Raw genomic sequence first — 16,936 nt, forward strand, 5'->3', positions numbered from 1 at the left:
ATGGCCGCCTGGAACCCTTTATTTATGCGGGTTCCAGAGGGGTACTCCCTGAAAAGCATTCCTCTCGCAAGAGAGATTAAGACTCATTACGAGCCAGAGCTGTCATCGGGCCGAGGTTCCCCCTGAAAAGCATTCCTCTCGCAAGAGAGATTAAGACTTGAGTCTGATTCCATTTTCATAGAAGAGACTTTCGCCCTGAAAAGCATTCCTCTCGCAAGAGAGATTAAGACGCACTTGATTTAAAGTTAACATTCTTTACAAATGCAACCCTGAAAAGCATTCCTCTCGCAAGAGAGATTAAGACTAACTCCTTCAGATCCTTTAAGAAGGAATTCTTTCCCCCTGAAAAGCATTCCTCTCGCAAGAGAGATTAAGACTCCCCACATGCGGATCTTCTCATTGAGAAAATCGTCACCCTGAAAAGCATTCCTCTCGCAAGAGAGATTAAGACCCAGATGTAAAGTAGCCGTAAGCGAATCCACCACTATGTCCCTGAAAAGCATTACTCTCGCAAGAGAGATGGCAGCCTAGCGGCTGCCTGCTTGTCGGCTCGGAAATGGTCCCGCAAGCGGTCCCGCTTCGCTCGCCTCTGTCGCAGTAAGACCTGGAACTCTCGCAAGAGAGCTTAAGACTGAAATTTCACCTGGGCATACGGTACTCATAATTATTTGCCCCTGAAAAGCATTCCTCTCGCAAGAGAGATTGCAGCCTACGGCTGCCTGCTTGTCGGCTCGGTCATGCCCACGCAAGCGTGTTCGCGACGCACGCCTCAGTCGCAGTAAGACTAGGAGCTCTCGCAAGAGAGATTGCAGCTACGCTGCCAAATGGTCGGTTCGGTCATGCCGGAATGCAAGCATTCCGTCGCGACGCTCACCTTATCCATTTGTAAGACACTTTAACTCTCGCAAGAGAGATTAAGACTTACGTCTGTAGAGACTTTTAATCCATCTCATATCCCCTGAAAAGCATTCCTCTCGCAAGAGAGATCTTTTTTCAAAAAAAACAGGTTGACACTATTGTTGTCTTTGTCGATATATGTTATGTCAGACGCTCGTTACGTTCGGCATAACATTTTACTCCTGAGGTTGGCGGTCCCGGTAAAAATCGGGGCCGTTTTTTATTTTATGTGGTTGACGTTCTTCTATATCAAAGTGATATAATGGTTGTCGGGCGCATGGGGCGTTCGGAAAAAAGAGGTAAAATATGAAAACTATTCAGCAAAGCATTTGGACTATCCCGTGGGGCGATATCCCGACTCCCCCGAAAATTTCATCTTTTGAGTTGACGCATCCATTCTGAAAACCGATAAAAAGACAGAAGGGGGCAATGTTGTACTGTCAAACCTTAACGGAGGATACCTCAATGAGACCGATTGTCGCATCTGTTGATGAAACCGAAATCGAAATCCTTGCAAAACACTGCTAATCAACGAATAAAATTTCAAACTAAAGCTTTAAACCCCGGTGTCAAAAACCGGGCCTTTTTGTTGTCAATTGGGGATGCGGAGCCTAAAATTCTCCATTTTCACTCAAAAAAGTGTAAATTTAAGGTGTCCGGTCTGCATGGCCGGGTCGCAACTTGACATTTGTTACAGACAACATTCGTGTTACCATGCCGAAATTGAGCTAAAAACGCCAATTTTGGGTGCTTTTTAGGGTTTTGTAAAGAAAAATTAAAATTCTATTAAGTGCTTTTGCGTGCAGTTGTTACCAACGGCCGCCTGGAACCCTTTATTTATGCAGGTTCCAGAGGGGTACTCCCTGAAAAGCATTCCTCTCGCAAGAGAGATTAAGACTGAGATCAATTTGATGGTTAATCTTATCCATCTCGTCCCTGAAAAGCATTCCTCTCGCAAGAGAGATTAAGACCGTATACTCTTCTTGGTGCAAAGAAGAAGGAAAATACGGCCCTGAAAAGCATTCCTCTCGCAAGAGAGATTAAGACTCAAAGAATTTAGCTATAAGAGGTAACTGATCCCAATACCCTGAAAAGCATTCCTCTCGCAAGAGAGATTAAGACCCTCAGCTTGCGAGTCATACTCTACAAGAGAATTCGTACCCTGAAAAGCATTCCTCTCGCAAGAGAGATTAAGACCTTCAGCTTGCGAGTCATACTCTACAAGAGAATTCGTACCCTGAAAAGCATTCCTCTCGCAAGAGAGATGGCAACCTGGCGGTTGCCTGCTTGTCGGCTCGGAAATGGTCCCGCAAGCGGTCCCGCTTCACTCGCCTCTGTCGCAGTAAGACTTGGAGCTCTCGCAAGAGAGATTAAGACTCCTGAGAAGTTTGGTTAGACGGACGCTGCTTGAAACCCTGAAAAGCATTACTCTCGCAAGAGAGATTGCAACCTGGCGGTTGCCTGCTTGTCGGCTCGGAAATGGTCCCGCAAGCGGTCCCGCTTCGCTCGCCTCTGTCGCAGTAAGACCAAGATGTCATTCTGGAGCCGAAGGCGATAGAATCCATACTCTCGCAAGAGAGTTTTTTTTCAAAAATCTGGTTGACACTTTTGTTGTCTTTGTCGATATAATTCATGTCAGGCGCTCATTACCGTCTGGCTGAACATATGTACCTCCTGTGGTTGGCGGCTCCGGTGAAAATCGGGGCCGTTTTTTTATTTTATGTGGTTGATGTTCTTCTATATCAGAGAGATATAATGGTTGTCGGGCGCATGGGGCGTTCGAGAAAAAAGAGGTAAAATATGAAAACTGTTCAGCAAAGCATTTGGACTATTCCGTGGGGCGACATCCCGACTCCCCCGAAAATTTCATTTTTTGAGTCAACGCTTCCATTTTAAAAACGAAAAGACAGAAGGGTGCAATGTTGCACTGCCAAACCTTAACGGAGGATACCTCAATGAGACCGATTATCGCATCTGTTGATGAAACCGAAATCGAAATCCTTGCAAAACACTGCTGATCAACGAATAAAATTTCAAACTAAAGCTTTAAACCCCGGTGTCAAAAACCGGGCCTTTTTTGTTGTCAATTGGGGATGCGGAGCCTAAAATTTCCCGTTTTCACTCAAAAAAGTGTAAATTTAAGGAGTCCGGTCTGCATGGCCGGGTCGCAACTTGACATTTGTTACAGACAACATTTGTGTTACCATGCCTAAATTGAGCTAAAAACGCCAATTTCGGGTGCTTTTTAGGGTTTTGTAAAGAAAAATTAAAATTCTATTAAGTGCTTTTGTGTGCAGTTGTTACCAGCGGCCGCCTGGAACCCTTTATTTATGCGGGTTCCAGAGGGGTACTCCCTGAAAAGCATTCCTCTCGCAAGAGAGATTAAGACAGTTATATTTGTCAAAGTCTGGAGGAAGTGTAGTTTTCCCTGAAAAGCATTCCTCTCGCAAGAGAGATTAAGACCTTTCTAATTTCCTTACGGCGTCGTCTAGTGAATTCCCCTGAAAAGCATTCCTCTCGCAAGAGAGATTGCAACCTGGCGGCTGCCTGCTTGTCGGCTCGGTCATGCCCGTGCAAGCACGGTCGCGACACTCGCCTCTGTCGCAGTAAGACTTGGAGCTCTCGCAAGAGAGATTATGACCGAAGATCCTGAAGCCATTCGATGTAGTCGTCCGAAACCCTGAAAAGCGTTCGCTCTCTTGCACTTTTTTTCAAAAATCTGGTTGACACTATTGTTGTCTTTGTCGATATATGTTATGTCAGACGCTCGTTACGTTCGGCATAACATATTTACTCCTTAGGTTAGGTTGGCGGTCCCGGTAAAAATCGGGGCCGTTTTTTTTATGTGGTTGACGTTCTTCTAAATCAAAGAGATATAATGGTTGTCGGGCGCATGGGGCGTTCGGAAAAAAGAGGTAAAATATGAAAACTGTTCAGCAAAGCATTTGGACTATTCCATGGGGCGATATCCCGACTCCCCCGAAAATTTCATCTTTTGAGTTGACGCATCCATTCTGAAAACCGATAAAAAGACAGAAGGGTGCAATGTTGTACTGTCAAACCTTAACGGAGGATACCTCAATGAGACCGATTGTCGCATCTGTTGATGAAACCGAAATCGAAATCCTTGCAAAACACTGCTAAACAACGAATGATATTTCAAACTAAAGCATTAAAACCCGGTGTCAAAAACCGGGCCATTTTTTTTGTTGTCAATTGGGGATGCGGAGCCTAAAATTTCCCGTTTTCACTCAAAAAAGTGTAAATTTAAGGTGTCCGGTCTGCAAGTCCGGGTGGCAACTTGACATTTGTTACAGACAACATTCGTGTTACCATGCCGAAATTGAGCTAAAAACGCCAATTTTGGGTGCTTTTTAGGGTTTTGTAAAGAAAAATTAAAATTCTATTAAGTGCTTTTGTGTGCAGTTGTTGCCAACGGCCGCCTGGAACCCTTTATTTATGCGGGTTCCAGAGGGGTACTCCCTGAAAAGCATTCCTCTCGCAAGAGAGATTAAGACGACGAATGCCCCACGTGCATCACCAAGTTTGTCTTCACCCTGAAAAGCATTCCTCTCGCAAGAGAGATTAAGACTTCCCCTATCTTTCCGTGGAAAGTCATTGTTTATTTTCCCCTGAAAAGCATTCCTCTCGCAAGAGAGATTGCAACCTGGCGGTTGCCTGCTTGTCGGCTCGGAAATGGTCCCGCAAGCGGTCCCGCTTCGCTCGCCTCTGTCGCAGTAAGACTAAAGAAAAGCGGAATATACCTCACAATGTCATCCCGGTCCTATGCCGGGAACGCCATGTTTCTCTGAAGATAAAAGACCTCTCGCAAGAGAGATTAAGACAGAGTGAACTTGTTATTGTTTTCTTCAACCTTCTTCCCCTGAAACGCATTCCTCTCGCAAGAGAGATTGCAACCTAACGGTTGCCTGCTTGTCGGCTCGGAAATGGTCCCGCAAGCGGTCCCGCTTCGCTCGCCTCTGTCGCAGTAAGACTTGGAAATTCTCGCAAGAGAGATTAAGACATAATTTCTGCTGCCTTATTTTCTACAGGGAATGACTCCCTGAAAGGCATTACTCTCGCAAGAGAGATTAAGACGTGATCAGTTCCGAACCTAATTCCGCAATAGAAGTCATCCCCTGAAAAGCATTACTCTCGCAAGAGAGATTAAGACTCAAGAATTTGGGGTCGAACGTCAATTTCCATAACCCTGAAAAGCATTACTCTCGCAAGAGAGATGACAATCTTCGATTGTCTGCTCCTAGGCTCGGCAATGGAAATGCAAGCATTTCCGCTGCGCTCGCCTTACGTCGCAGTGCTGGCCTACGGCACAGCAAGTGTGCGGCTCAGCCATGCCCGTGCAAGCACGGTCGCGGCATTCGCCTTGAACACTTGTAAGACTCCTCATTAACGAGAGATTAAGACGCTGTTTCTTCATCAATGATCTTGAACCAGGTATAATCCCGCTAAAAAGCGCTTCTCTCAAAAGAGAGATGACTCCCTTGCGTTTTTTTTTCAAAAAACAGGTTGACATTTTTGTTGTCTTTGTCGATATATGTTATGTCAGATGCTCATTACCGTTTGATTGAACATATTACCTCCGTTGTTGAAGGCGGCTCCGGTGAAAATCGGGGCCGTTTTTTTGTTGACGTTTGTCGCGCAAAAGCAGATGTATAGATGTGCTTGATGCAGACAAAACGTTAAACGAGGAGGATCGCTCAATGAGTATACTTGGTAAGATTAAGAAATTTATTATTGATATAATCGGAGATGCCGATGCAGTTTCTGTGCTAATATCAGATTGTGAAGTGCCTGATAAAGAATTTGAAGAAGGCACTAAAGGATACGACAATACGCTTGATGCGATTGCCGATGGCAAGTTCGGTTATCGTCCTGAGTTTGATAAGTTGCTGCGTAGATACGGAAGGACTTTTAAAGGTCCTAAGCCGAACGCAAAGAAGTACCAGGAATCCAATGTATTTACCAGAACCAAGAAGAATGCCTGGCTGTACGATTCTATAAACGAGGCCTTGCGTCAACAGGCTGAATCTGCGGCGCAGTTCAGTTGTGATGAGGAGCCGAAAAGCTTCAAGGAAAAAATCCAAAAAGCTGAATTCGTTGAAGTGGAGATTGTTGACACGGAACGGTGACGTTCGGGCGTGTAGCTTATTTAATAGCGAATGCCGCAGTCATCAGTTTTGCTGACACTCCATGAGCTTGCAGAAATTTTGCGATCTTCTTGTCTCGTGCTGCAAATTTCCGTTTCGTTTCTGCTCTGCCCTTTGCTTCACCTTTCGCCATGCCTTCGGCTATACCTTCCTCTTTGCTAATCCGGATAGCGGTGTACAGACACGCATTGTGTTCGTCTTTATCAATCATACTCGTAGCAACCTCCGTAAGGAACTTGTTTGACGTTTTAGAAATCCGTAGTAGCCTATAGATCCCCTGAAGAACCGAGTCTATTTCCAGACAATATATCTTTTTCGTCGGTAGGCCGGCAAGGCCCCGCATTTTCCCATGTCGGAGTGCCGGAAAAGGCTTAATTCTTTCAAAGAAAAGTGATTAATCAGCAGTTTGTCAAAATGTGGCTTAGCTCAGCTTGGCCATTTTCAAATACTTTTTCCACGCAAAGTCTTTTTTTCTGTAAACTTTTGCTAAAATAGGGTATATTACGAGAAAAGAAGGAAATGCTATGAGTCGAAAAATATTTGTGAGCTTTTTGGGATTGACTGATTATAAATTAGCCGTCTATAAATCTTGGCGTGGTGAAGGCTGTGCTTCCGAAACGCGTTTTGTGCAAAAGGCGATTGTCGAATTGTATCCCAAGACTGATCTTGACAAAATAGTCATTTTTGTAACCAAAGAATCGCGGGAAAAAAACGAGCAAGCTCTTTTGGAAGATCTGAAAGAATTGGGCGTAGAACCTGAAAAAATTGAGACGGAATTGATCTCTGTGGATGTTTCTGATTTGTCCTTGACTTGGAATTGGTTTGAATCGCTTCAAAGCAAATTTGAGAAAGGGGACACACTTGTTTTGGATGTTACTCACGGCTTCAGGATGGTGCCTGTCGTATTCTCGGCTGCAGTTGCATATCTGAAAAGGGTGAAAAATGTTCACCTTGAGTCGGTTCTGTATGGCGCGTTTGAAATGAAAGTGGATGCTAAACCTATCGTTAATTTGAAGGATTTTTACACCATAAGCGACTGGACCGAAGGTGTGGGACGTTTGGTTGATACGGCGGATGCCTCTTTCTTGAGAAAAACGGCAGAGAGCGAGTCTAATGGTAGCTTTGCTGGGCTTAATAATCAGGATCTGTTGAATAGTATTGATGATTTGACTAAAGCATTTCGTAATGTTGAATTGCAGAATATTGAAAGTAAGGCGCGAAAGTCTCTGGATCTGATTTGCAAGTTCCAAAAGCAATCAAGCGGAAAACTTGAGGGACAAGTCCTTCAAATGATTATAGATCAGTTCCAACCGTTAGTAAGTGAACCGCCTCTTGATGGCTCCTATTCGTTGGATTATCTGAAGCTTCAGCTTCGCCTCATTAAGATGTTTGCAGAATACAATTTGTACATGCAGGCTTTTACCGCAATGAATGAGTGGCTGGGCTCATTGGGAGTATTTTTAATGAAGCGCGGGAGCGAGTTTAGGTTTACTTCGCGGGAAAAAGATAGCTCGGCTCGATCTCATGCTGCGGTTTTTTTGAATATGTTGCAGCACCCTGCTGATTTTGAGGCTGAAAACGAAACAATCGCAATGCTTAAAGCCTCGTTGGATGAGGCTTACAATACCCTCTTTGAAAAATATACGACTCAAGATGAAATTTCGGATTTGCTGAAACAGTCAAAAAAAATTCGCAACGGGTTTAATCATGGCTGGACTGGGGTTCACCGCAAGGGGGCTCCAAAAGATTTAAATGAGAAGTTTGATAGAGCGATGGCAACATTGAATAGAATTGTAGAAAAGATAGGAGACGACAATGGCTAAGTTTTTGTACGGTGCCGCAGTGCAAGGCATCCAAGGCTTTATTTTTCAGACGAATAAGCTGCGGGATATTGTCGGTGCCAGTGAACTGGTGGAAAGAATTTGTACCACCGATTTTGACGAGTTTGCAGAATCAAATGGCGGAGCGAACGACCCCAAGTCTATACTGCGAGCAGCGGGTAATATCAAGTATTTGTTCGAAAGCGAAGATGCTTGTAAAAAGGCTGTGCTCAAGTTCCCCAAGAAGGTTGTAGAGAATGCCCCCGGTATAACGATTAGCCAGGCGGTTGTTCCTGTTGAAGATGATGCGGATATTGCAGCCGCTATCGATAAATTGGAAGCCTCGCTCAGAGTTCAGCGCAACAGGCAGATGCGTCCTATCAATTTGGGATTTACGGGCGTTCTCCGTTCACGTTCTACGGGTTTCCCGGCTGTTGAAGTTCGTAAGGACAAAAATGGGCAAGACGAGTTCCTTGACAAGGCGACTCAAAAAAAGCGTGATGCATCAGAGACGCAGGCTCTTTCTAAAAAAGCATTTGGTTTTGATGTTCTCACTAAGCAGGTTGCATTTGAAATAGACCAGATTACCGGCAAGAACGATTGGATTGCTGTAATTCATGCTGATGGAAATGGTCTCGGTCAGGTCGTGCAGAAAGTCGGCAAGAAAACGGACGAGTTCAAGGCGTTTTCCAAAGCGCTGGACGAAGCGACTGTCGGCGCTGCGGTCGATGCGTTCAATGCGCTTGTTGAACGTAAGTATTTCGATGTGAAGGACGAGTCAAAATTGATACCGATTCGCCCGGTGGTGCTCGGTGGCGACGACTTTACTGTGATTTGCCGTGCTGATTTTGCTGTTGAGTACGTACAAAAGTTTTTGGAATCTTTCGAGAAACGTACTGGCGAAGGCGTCATAGCAGAACTGCTCAAAAAGAATGCCGTATTCGAAAACGGAAACAAGCTAACGGCTTGCGCAGGCATTGCGTTTGTCAAGTCTTCTTACCCGTTCTACTATGCCTACGATCTTGCGGAATCTCTTTGTTCCATGGCGAAAAAAGATGCCAAGAAACCGGAAAACCCGCGCTATTTGGCTCCTTCTTGTTTGATGTTCCACAAGGTACAGAGTAGCTTTGTCGAAAGTTTTGACAAAATTGTTGATAAAGAGCTGACTGCGTCGGGTTGTTTGTATGTATTTGGCCCATATTATCTCGCTGAAACTCCGTATCGCTGGACTGTGGATAAGCTGATGGAAGTGTGCGACTTGCTGGATGGCGAAGATGGTAATGCGTTAAAATCAAATGTCCGTCAGTGGCTTACGCTACAATCTCAAGATGCTGGTATGGCAAAACAGAAGGCGGAGCGCATCGTGAGCATTTTGGAAAAGAGTGACTTGCGTTCTATTGCAGAAGAATTGGTGCAGAACGAAGTACTACGCAATGGCAAGAAGTATTCCCCTGCATACGATGTCTTGTCGTTACATTCGGTCCGCTTTCAGGAAACTAGATCCGCAAAATAAGGAGTATTGACGTGAATATCAATTATACGATACAGTTTTTTTCGGGCTGGCATTGTGGCTCCGGACTTTCGGCAGGTGCCGATGTGGATACTTTGGTTGTCAAGGATGACGATGGCTTGCCTTTTGTTCCTGGCAAGACTATTAAGGGCCTTTTGCGTGAGGCCGTTGAAGATTATGCCGCATTGACGCAAGAAGTTTCTGCTGAACGCATTGATGCGGTTTTCGGTTCGTTTGATTCAAAAGAAAAGTTTTCACGAGGGGTTGCCTTTTTTGGCAATGCCGCTTTAAGTGATGACGAGGCTAAAGCTATAAAGAGCGACAAATTGCAGCCGTTCCTGTACAAGAGACTTTCGGCTACGGCGATTGGCGAAAATGGTGTCGCAAAGGACCATAGCCTTCGTCGTATTGAAGTTGTTGTCCCATGCAAATTGCAGGGTAAAATTCTTGATATCCCCGAGGACTTTGTTGAAGTCTTGAAAAAGAGTATGGGGCTTATCAAACGATTGGGCTCCTGGAGAAATCGTGGCCTTGGTCGTTGCACTTTTAAATGCGAGGGTTGCTAATAATGTCTACTTTGAAATTTAAATGCACCTTGCTGACCGATGTAATCCTCAACCAGCACGCTGCTACTGAGGGCAACCAGTCAACACTTGACTTTATTCCTGGAAACAACTTCCTTGGAATTGTGGCAGGGAATGTCTATGCGGAACATCGTGACCTTGCTTTGGATATTTTGCATAGCGGAAAAGTTCGTTTTGGCGATGCGCATCCGGCCTTGAATGGCGTGCGCTCATTACGTGTACCGTCTTGTTTCTTTTATCCAAAGCTTGGCAGCTATAAGGAGGAATGCTATGTCCATCATGGTATCCCTAACCTTGCTAGCGATGACCTCAAGAAAAAGCAACTGAAACAGTGCCGTAACGGATTCTTGGCATTTAACGATTCTAAGAGCTCGTTTACGGATGTCGTTCCTGAAAAATTCTTTGCGATAAAATCTGCACACGACAGGGAAAAGTTCCGTTCCAAGGATAGCCAGATGTATGGCTACGAGTCTTTGCGGAAAGGCTTGGAACTGTTTTTTGAGGTGGAAGTAGATGATTCCTTGACCACAGATGTCAAAGAACTTGTTAGCTCATTGCTTGTTGGGAAAAAACGCGTGGGCCGTTCCAAGACTGCTCAGTATGGCCTTGTTGAAATTGAAACGGTTGACTATGCTGAACCCGTTGTGGAAAAGCGCAACGATGATTACGTAATTGTATATGCGGATGCCCGTCTTATCTTTTTTGATGAATACGGAATGCCCACATTTACGCCAACGGCAGAACAGTTGGGTTGCCCTGGTGGAGAAATTGTGTGGGAAAAATCGCAGGTGCGCACATTCCAGTATTCTCCGTGGAATTTCAAGCGCCAGTCTAGAGATATGGACCGCTGCGGTATCGAGAAGGGTTCTGTATTTGTGGTGAGCGAAGTGAAAGATTTTTCAGGCACATCATGTTATGTAGGAGAATTCAAAAACGAAGGTTTCGGAAAGGTAATTTACAATCCGAAATTCTTGAGTTACGATGGGCAGGGTGCTGCAAGTTATGCTTATGAAAAAGCCTCGGAACCAGATGCTCAAAATTCGTCTTTGAGTGCTAAGCGACCTGCCTGCGACAGTGTTCTATTGAATTATCTAAAACACGAACAACGGAAGTTTAACGGTCTGTCTCGCATTTATGCTTGTGTGAACAAGTTTGTGTCAGATGAATCAATTTACTGGTGTGGCGAAGAATCGTTTGCAAGCCAATGGGGTACTATCCGCAGTATCGCGTCACGACTTAATAGCCGCACCGAGATTATGGGCGAGTTGTTCAATTCCGAAAAAGCTTACCTGGAGCATGGTGTTGCTGCTGAGAAGTGGAATGAAAATTCGCGCAAGGCACGTTTGAAGGATTTCCTTGAAAGTACGGCAAAGCAGGAAGGCTTCTCCGATGTGGAATTCAAGTCGCTTGTTGTCAATTTGGCGGCCGAGATGGCTAAAAAGATTCAGGGAGGTGTATAATGGAAAGTTTTGCTAGAAGTAATAACGTCCGTTACTTGGCTCGTGTTGTTTTGCAGGCTGAAACTCCGGTGGTTATCGGGAGTGGAGATAAAGACTCCCTAACGGATTCCCTTGTACAAAAAGATGTAAATGGACTTCCGTATATTCCGGCGTCGTCTGTGGCGGGATGCCTTCGCCATGCGTTTGCATCGAAGTTGGATGTCAAAGAATTGGAACGAGTTTTCGGTTATCAAAAGTCTGACGATGGTCAGGGCTCTCGTGTTGTATTTACGGATGGTCGTTTGGTTGGCCCTAGTGGCGTTGTTGATGGCATTCAAAATATCAATTTCGATACGGATGCTTTCTTTAGCCGTTTTGCCAAGTTGCCCATTCGCGATCATGTCCGTATTTCGCACCATGGTGCTGCCGAAAAGACAGGAAAATTTGACGAAGAGATTGTGTTCAAGGGTTCTCGTTTTTGCTTTGAGATTGAGCTAGTGGGTGAGTCTAATGATGCACAGTATTTTGATTCACTGCTGGAACAGATGATGCATTCGGAATTCCGTATAGGAGCAGGTTCTCGTTCGGGCTTTGGCAAGGTTAAAATTGTTGAACTTAAAAAGGCGGCTCTGGATCTGACGAACGGTGAAGATTTGGAGAAATATATCGGCAAGTCATCTGACCTTTCTGATCCGACTGATTTCTGGAAAGATCTTCCGAAAGAACGCGTTCAGGATTTGAATACGGAGGGCTGGACTCGTTACGAGCTGGAACTTACTCCACGTGACTTTTTCTTGTTCGCAGCGGGTTCTGGCGATAACGATGCCGATATATGTGCCGTTCGTGCTTCTCAGATAGAGTGGAATGATGGTAAGCCCGTCTTTACGCCGAACTTGTTGCTGATTCCTGGAAGTTCTGTAAAAGGAGCCATTTCTCATCGTGTGGCTTACCGCTATAACAAGCGCGTGGGTGTGACACTTGAAAAACTGAAAGAAGCTGCTGAGGCTGCAAATAGGGATATCGCTGATTTGATCAAGGAAAACACCGGCTGCAAAAACAAGGCGGTGCAGACTTTGTTCGGTTCTCAGGACAAGGATAATTCTTGCCGCGGTCGAGTTCTTCTTTCGGATGTGATTCAGAAAAAGTCTAGTACCAAGATTCTGAACCATGTTTCTGTAGACCGCTTTACGGGCGGTGCCGTTGCAGGAGCGCTTTTCTCTGAAAAAGTCTGGTCGAAGGAACCTTCTGAAACGTATACATTGAAGTTCCTGCTGGAACCTGGAGAGGTTGATGCAGATGTACTCGGTGCTTTTGAAGATGCTCTCAAGGATATTGCCAAGGGTATGCTTCCTTTGGGTGGCGGCGTCAATCGCGGTCATGGTGTTTTTGAAGGCAAAGTTTTAAAAAATGGCGAGGTATTGTAATGAATAGGACGATAAATATTGAACAGTGCCAAGGCTATATCTGGAAAAGCGATGCGGACAAGCCGCAGGTCTTTAATGGTTGCGCTTGCAATCTCGTGCTAGATGATTCTGCGAATCCCTTTGTTCTGGAGGCGATGCTTTATGACGCTCAGACGCAGGACTCCTATATGATCAAGTATGTGGATGGCCGTCATCTTATTCAGGAGTATAATTTATTCAATAAGTTCGATGATGTTACTGAAATATCTGTTTTGCCGAACCGTATGGAGGGTATTCCTGAGCTTAAGCTGAAACAGTTTTGGAAAAAAACTCCTGATAAGTTGTGCAATGGTTTTGAAACATTAACTCCTGCTGAGATTGTTTTTGCAGGCTTTAAAAAGGTGGGCGAATAATGACGGTGAAAGCTCCTTTTAATTTTGTTCCTGTCTCTGACAAGGTTTATTTCCCGGAATGGGCTAGTTATATATCGCACGATATTCCTTTTGAAGACGGTGTAAGCGGCAGCATTAAGGTGAAAATTACGGCAAAGTCGCCCATCTTTGTTCGCAATGGCCATACTCAAGGCGATGCCGACGAAATATCAGATGCTTATAAGCAGTTCTCCAATGTCGATGGCAAGTACTACATTCCGGGAACCTCCATTAAGGGGGCTGTACGCAGCGTGCTTGAAATTATGAGCTTCGGCAAGATGAGTACGCAGGAGACGCACAAGTTTGCACATCGCGAATGGGATTACAAAGAACTGTACCAGATAAAGGGCTCACTTTTGAAATTAAGGTGCGGCTGGCTCAGAAGAAAATCCGATGGAACATACTGTGTTCAAAGCTGTGGCAAACCATGGCGTATCAGTTTCAAGGATTTGGACAAGTATCTTGGAAAAAACCTGTTTGAACAAAACTTCTCGAATGCGAATAAGAAATCAACTGATTTGAATACTGCGCAAAAGGATGCTCAGAAACGGGGACATTTTGAAGAAGACCCAAAATCGGCAATGTTTAAATACCGTTTTTTTGATGACTTGAAAAAGACTCGAGATGGTATACATTTTGCAACGATTCCGCCTAAAGAAGGTAAGCCTGATAAGCGGAAAGTTCGCATAGATGAGAATGGCGAAATGGTGGGGAGTATAGTCTTGACAGGACAACCGGATGTTTCTGGTTTTATCGATCGCAAACAGGGTGACGGTAAATTTTATGAGTTCGTTTTTCAGGACAAGCCCGAAAAGAACTACCCAATTTCTGAAGAGATGTTCAAGGATCTCGCTTACATTTACAAGGATAATCCTGAATGGGCTTACCATGCAAAGAATTTAGAGACCAAGGGCATTCCCGTCTTCTTTAGAGAAGAAGGTTTTGGTGATAGAGCGAAACTTGTGGATTGTGGTCTCGCCTATATGTATAAGCAACCATTTACAAAATCCCCTGCAGATTGGATTCCTTCTGCCCATAATTCTAATAATCACGATTTAGCCGAGAGTATTTTTGGCTATATCGCAAAAGAAAAGGATAAGCCCTCGTTAAAAGGTCGTGTTCAGTTCGGCCATGCCTTTAGCAAGGTTACAACGGGTTGTAAAAAGGATACTGAGTTTGTGCTTGCTAATCCGAGGGCGTCGTATTATCCGCTTTATGCGAGTGACGGAAGCTGGGATGATGCAAATTCAATTGCAGGTCGTAAACGCTATGTTGTAAGAACCGGTGAATACGGTGTTGCGGATTCTGTCGGAACTGACAACATGAAGTCTATGGCGAATGTACTAAATGCCGGTGCCATATTCGAAGAAACCATTACATTCCATAATCTTAAACATATTGAATTGGGAGCTTTGCTTTCTGCTTTGACATTCCATAACAATGCGACGTGCCTACATTCCATTGGTCAAGGAAAACCTTTTGGCTGGGGTGCAACGTCGTTTGAAATTGAGGAGTTGGTTGTCGAAGGTGATCGCGAAAAAGATTGTCTCAAGTATATGGGCGAATTTGAAAACGCCATGGATGATTTTCTGGGATCCGCTTGGGTTGATGATGCTGATATTAAGGAACTCTGTGCTATGGCGACGCCGATACCGACAGAGGCGAATAGTACTTTTGAGTATATGAAACTCGATAATGGTGGAGTAAATGAGTTTAACAAACAACCTGCTCGTTGCGAAAATCTAGATCGCTTCACGAAAATTGCTTCACTGAAAAAGTGGAACAATTGGCAGATGGCCAAACCGAATTCCATCGTGAATATGCCTAGCGATGAAAAAGAAAAAATTCTTGCGGATATGGAAATGCGTATTCAGGAAAGCCTTGCCAAGGAGGCTGAATATGCTGCGGAGCGTGCCGCTGTTGAACAGGAACGTCGCGAAGAAGAGCAGAAGAAGGCTGCGAAAAAGGCTAATATGGATCTTTCGTTCTTGAACACGCTAACGACTTTCAAGGATGGGAAAAATAGGCTCGAGGCTAGCTTCAAGAAGCTTGACCTGTTGCCGATTACGCCTGATGTCCTTGACCATCTTTCCGATGAAGCAAGACAATGCATTGAAAATTTTGTCGCACGTATGTTTGCTCGCCCAGAAAAGAAGTGGGGGAGTAAAAACAAGGATGTTGCAAAGGATGCAGCTATAGCTGAAGTCAAAAAATGGTTTGGTTCTGATTATAAGTGTCAGGGGCTTTAATCCCATGCCCCGTCTTTTCAACGTAACAAACCATTCCGTTACCGATGACCAACGAGCAGATGCGATTGCATCGCTCGGCGTTGGTGATGTTGTCGATATGCCTCCCGATATTGCTCGTTGCTGGGGGACCGTGCCGCCGGAGCTTGACTCCGTTTGCGGCTATGTTCAGCCTGTAATTGACTGGCTTTCTTCTCAGGCAACAAAAGGCGATGTCGTGTGGGTGCAGGGCGAATGGGGCGCTGTGATAACGGTTGTGGCGTGGTGCGAGGCGCGTGATTTGCGTGCAGTGTATGCAACGACAAAGCGCGAGGCTACTGAAATTCATGGCGAAAATGGCGTGCAGATGACACATGTATTTAGGCATGTGCGCTTCCGCGATTTCCCGAAACTTGGAGCCCGTTGACGCTTCGGCCATACCGAATTTACTACCTTTGGTCTCGGAAATAAGACTATGGGTAACTTACGCGCTATTCTCATGCCGGTCGCTATTCTCGCCGGCATCCTCATTCCTCAGGCGCACTTTCTGTCGCCGCTCTTGCCGTTCACTATCGGCATCATGATGTTCCTTACGTTCGTGACGAAAATTCCGCCGCAGACGCATGGTTACACGTTCAAGATAGAAGCTCGCGCGTTTATCGCAAGTCTCGTGATTATCGCCGCCCTCTGGGGCGTTGTGGAGCTTTTCCACTTGCCGCGTGAAGTGCTTTTGGGCGGTGCCATCATTGCTCTTTGCCCGCCCGCGAATGCGGCGCCTGCGATGGCAAAAATGCTTGGTGGCAGCGCGTCCCTTGCACTCAAGATTTTCCTTAGCGGTAACCTGATTGCGTGCTTTAGCATCCCGATTATCTTTGGCTATTTGACCGGTGCCGAGGCGGACCTTTCTGAAATCGCGATGAAGATTTTCAATACGATCCAGCCGATTATCAGCATCCCGCTTGCGTTTGCGTTTGGGCTCCGTAACTTTTACCCGGAGCTTGCCGACCGTGCCGCGAAATACCAGAAGTACACGATGTTCGTGTGGACGTTCTCGGTGTTCATTATTTTGTCCAAGGCGAGCTTCGACATTCGCGAGATGGGCTTTGCCGACTTGTGGAATAGCGGTAAGCTCCCGCTGATGGCTGCGGTTTCGCTTGTGCTTTGTCTTTTGCAGTTTTGGCTTGGCTGGGTTTGCGAACGCGGTCGCCGTCCGATTGAAGGCTCGCAGAGCATGGGGCAAAAGAACACGACGCTTGTCATCTGGGTCTCTAGCCTTTACGCGGGCCCGGTGGTGGCTCTTGCCCCGACTTGCTACGTTGTATGGCAGAACCTCGTGCTCAGCTACATGACCGCGAAAATCAAGCCGAAGAAAGATAATTAGAACTCCGCCTGCGCGGGCATGACAAAATAAAGTTTGTCAATCATCACATACAAGAAAATTTTAAAACTTTTCTTTACT

General features: G+C 45.4%; 11 protein-coding genes and 2 CRISPR repeat arrays. Of the genes, 10 read left to right on the forward strand and 1 reads right to left on the reverse strand.

Annotated elements, in window-relative coordinates:
- Positions 1-46: 46 nt before the first annotated feature.
- Positions 47-528: a CRISPR direct-repeat array (repeat unit 37 nt; unit sequence CCCTGAAAAGCATTCCTCTCGCAAGAGAGATTAAGAC).
- A gap of 1,230 nt (positions 529-1,758) precedes the next feature.
- A CRISPR array of direct repeats spans positions 1,759-2,170; the repeat unit is 37 nt; unit sequence CCCTGAAAAGCATTCCTCTCGCAAGAGAGATTAAGAC.
- 3,448 nt (positions 2,171-5,618) lie between these two features.
- Positions 5,619-6,047, forward strand: coding sequence for a hypothetical protein (locus FSU_RS09710; protein ID WP_014546239.1), 429 nt, complete (start codon positions 5,619-5,621; stop codon positions 6,045-6,047).
- 16 nt (positions 6,048-6,063) lie between these two features.
- On the opposite strand, the gene FSU_RS16325 is transcribed toward FSU_RS09710, so the two are convergent.
- Positions 6,064-6,276 (reverse strand): hypothetical protein, encoded by a 213-nt coding sequence (locus FSU_RS16325; protein WP_155808761.1) that lies wholly within the window; start codon positions 6,274-6,276, stop codon positions 6,064-6,066.
- Between the two features lie 313 nt (positions 6,277-6,589).
- Here FSU_RS16325 and csx2 point away from each other — a divergent pair, with 313 nt between their 5' ends.
- The 9 genes from csx2 to FSU_RS09760 are packed head-to-tail and all read left to right on the forward strand — an operon-like array spanning position 6,590 to position 16,858.
- On the forward strand, positions 6,590-7,888 hold the full coding sequence (csx2, locus tag FSU_RS09720; RefSeq protein WP_014546240.1) for a TIGR02221 family CRISPR-associated protein: 1,299 nt from the start codon (positions 6,590-6,592) through the stop codon (positions 7,886-7,888).
- On the forward strand, positions 7,881-9,398 hold the full coding sequence (locus FSU_RS09725; RefSeq protein ID WP_014546241.1) for a Cas10/Cmr2 second palm domain-containing protein: 1,518 nt from the start codon (positions 7,881-7,883) through the stop codon (positions 9,396-9,398). Before csx2 ends, FSU_RS09725 begins: the two co-directional genes overlap by 8 nt.
- Positions 9,399-9,409: 11 nt before the next feature.
- Positions 9,410-9,961: an RAMP superfamily CRISPR-associated protein gene (locus FSU_RS09730; protein WP_014546242.1), complete on the forward strand. Its 552-nt coding sequence runs from the start codon at positions 9,410-9,412 to the stop codon at positions 9,959-9,961.
- A gap of 2 nt (positions 9,962-9,963) precedes the next feature.
- Positions 9,964-11,439, forward strand: coding sequence for a hypothetical protein (locus tag FSU_RS09735; RefSeq protein WP_041260151.1), 1,476 nt, complete (start codon positions 9,964-9,966; stop codon positions 11,437-11,439).
- Positions 11,439-12,842: an RAMP superfamily CRISPR-associated protein gene (locus FSU_RS09740; protein WP_014546243.1), complete on the forward strand. Its 1,404-nt coding sequence runs from the start codon at positions 11,439-11,441 to the stop codon at positions 12,840-12,842. The genes FSU_RS09735 and FSU_RS09740 overlap by 1 nt, the downstream gene beginning before the upstream one ends.
- Positions 12,842-13,234, forward strand: coding sequence for a TIGR04423 family type III CRISPR-associated protein (locus FSU_RS09745; RefSeq protein WP_014546244.1), 393 nt, complete (start codon positions 12,842-12,844; stop codon positions 13,232-13,234). Before FSU_RS09740 ends, FSU_RS09745 begins: the two co-directional genes overlap by 1 nt.
- Positions 13,234-15,501 carry a TIGR03986 family type III CRISPR-associated RAMP protein gene (locus tag FSU_RS09750; protein ID WP_014546245.1) on the forward strand — a complete coding sequence of 756 codons (2,268 nt, stop codon included), beginning with the start codon at positions 13,234-13,236 and terminating at the stop codon, positions 15,499-15,501. The genes FSU_RS09745 and FSU_RS09750 overlap by 1 nt, the downstream gene beginning before the upstream one ends.
- Before the next feature lie 4 nt (positions 15,502-15,505).
- Entirely contained in the window at positions 15,506-15,904 is a 399-nt protein-coding gene (gene csx20 / locus FSU_RS09755; RefSeq protein WP_014546246.1) for a CRISPR-associated protein Csx20, read from the forward strand.
- Between the two features lie 48 nt (positions 15,905-15,952).
- Positions 15,953-16,858, forward strand: a complete 906-nt coding sequence (locus FSU_RS09760; protein WP_015732049.1) for a bile acid:sodium symporter — start codon at positions 15,953-15,955, stop codon at positions 16,856-16,858.
- Positions 16,859-16,936: the final 78 nt, after the last annotated feature.

Source organism: Fibrobacter succinogenes subsp. succinogenes S85, from assembly GCF_000146505.1.
In the GTDB taxonomy this organism is placed as follows: Bacteria; Fibrobacterota; Fibrobacteria; order Fibrobacterales; family Fibrobacteraceae; genus Fibrobacter; species Fibrobacter succinogenes.

What these genes read in the sequence shown, in the direction of transcription:
- FSU_RS09750 (WP_014546245.1), top strand. Translation starts at nt 13,234, where the DNA reads ATGACGGTGAAAGCTCCTTTTAATTTTGTTCCTGTCTCTGACAAGGTT.
- csx20 (WP_014546246.1), top strand. Translation starts at nt 15,506, where the DNA reads ATGCCCCGTCTTTTCAACGTAACAAACCATTCCGTTACCGATGACCAA.
- FSU_RS09745 (WP_014546244.1), top strand. Translation starts at nt 12,842, where the DNA reads ATGAATAGGACGATAAATATTGAACAGTGCCAAGGCTATATCTGGAAA.
- FSU_RS09740 (WP_014546243.1), top strand. Translation starts at nt 11,439, where the DNA reads ATGGAAAGTTTTGCTAGAAGTAATAACGTCCGTTACTTGGCTCGTGTT.
- FSU_RS09735 (WP_041260151.1), top strand. Translation starts at nt 9,964, where the DNA reads ATGTCTACTTTGAAATTTAAATGCACCTTGCTGACCGATGTAATCCTC.
- FSU_RS16325 (WP_155808761.1), bottom strand. Translation starts at nt 6,276, where the DNA reads ATGATTGATAAAGACGAACACAATGCGTGTCTGTACACCGCTATCCGG.
- FSU_RS09760 (WP_015732049.1), top strand. Translation starts at nt 15,953, where the DNA reads ATGGGTAACTTACGCGCTATTCTCATGCCGGTCGCTATTCTCGCCGGC.
- FSU_RS09725 (WP_014546241.1), top strand. Translation starts at nt 7,881, where the DNA reads ATGGCTAAGTTTTTGTACGGTGCCGCAGTGCAAGGCATCCAAGGCTTT.
- csx2 (WP_014546240.1), top strand. Translation starts at nt 6,590, where the DNA reads ATGAGTCGAAAAATATTTGTGAGCTTTTTGGGATTGACTGATTATAAA.
- FSU_RS09710 (WP_014546239.1), top strand. Translation starts at nt 5,619, where the DNA reads ATGAGTATACTTGGTAAGATTAAGAAATTTATTATTGATATAATCGGA.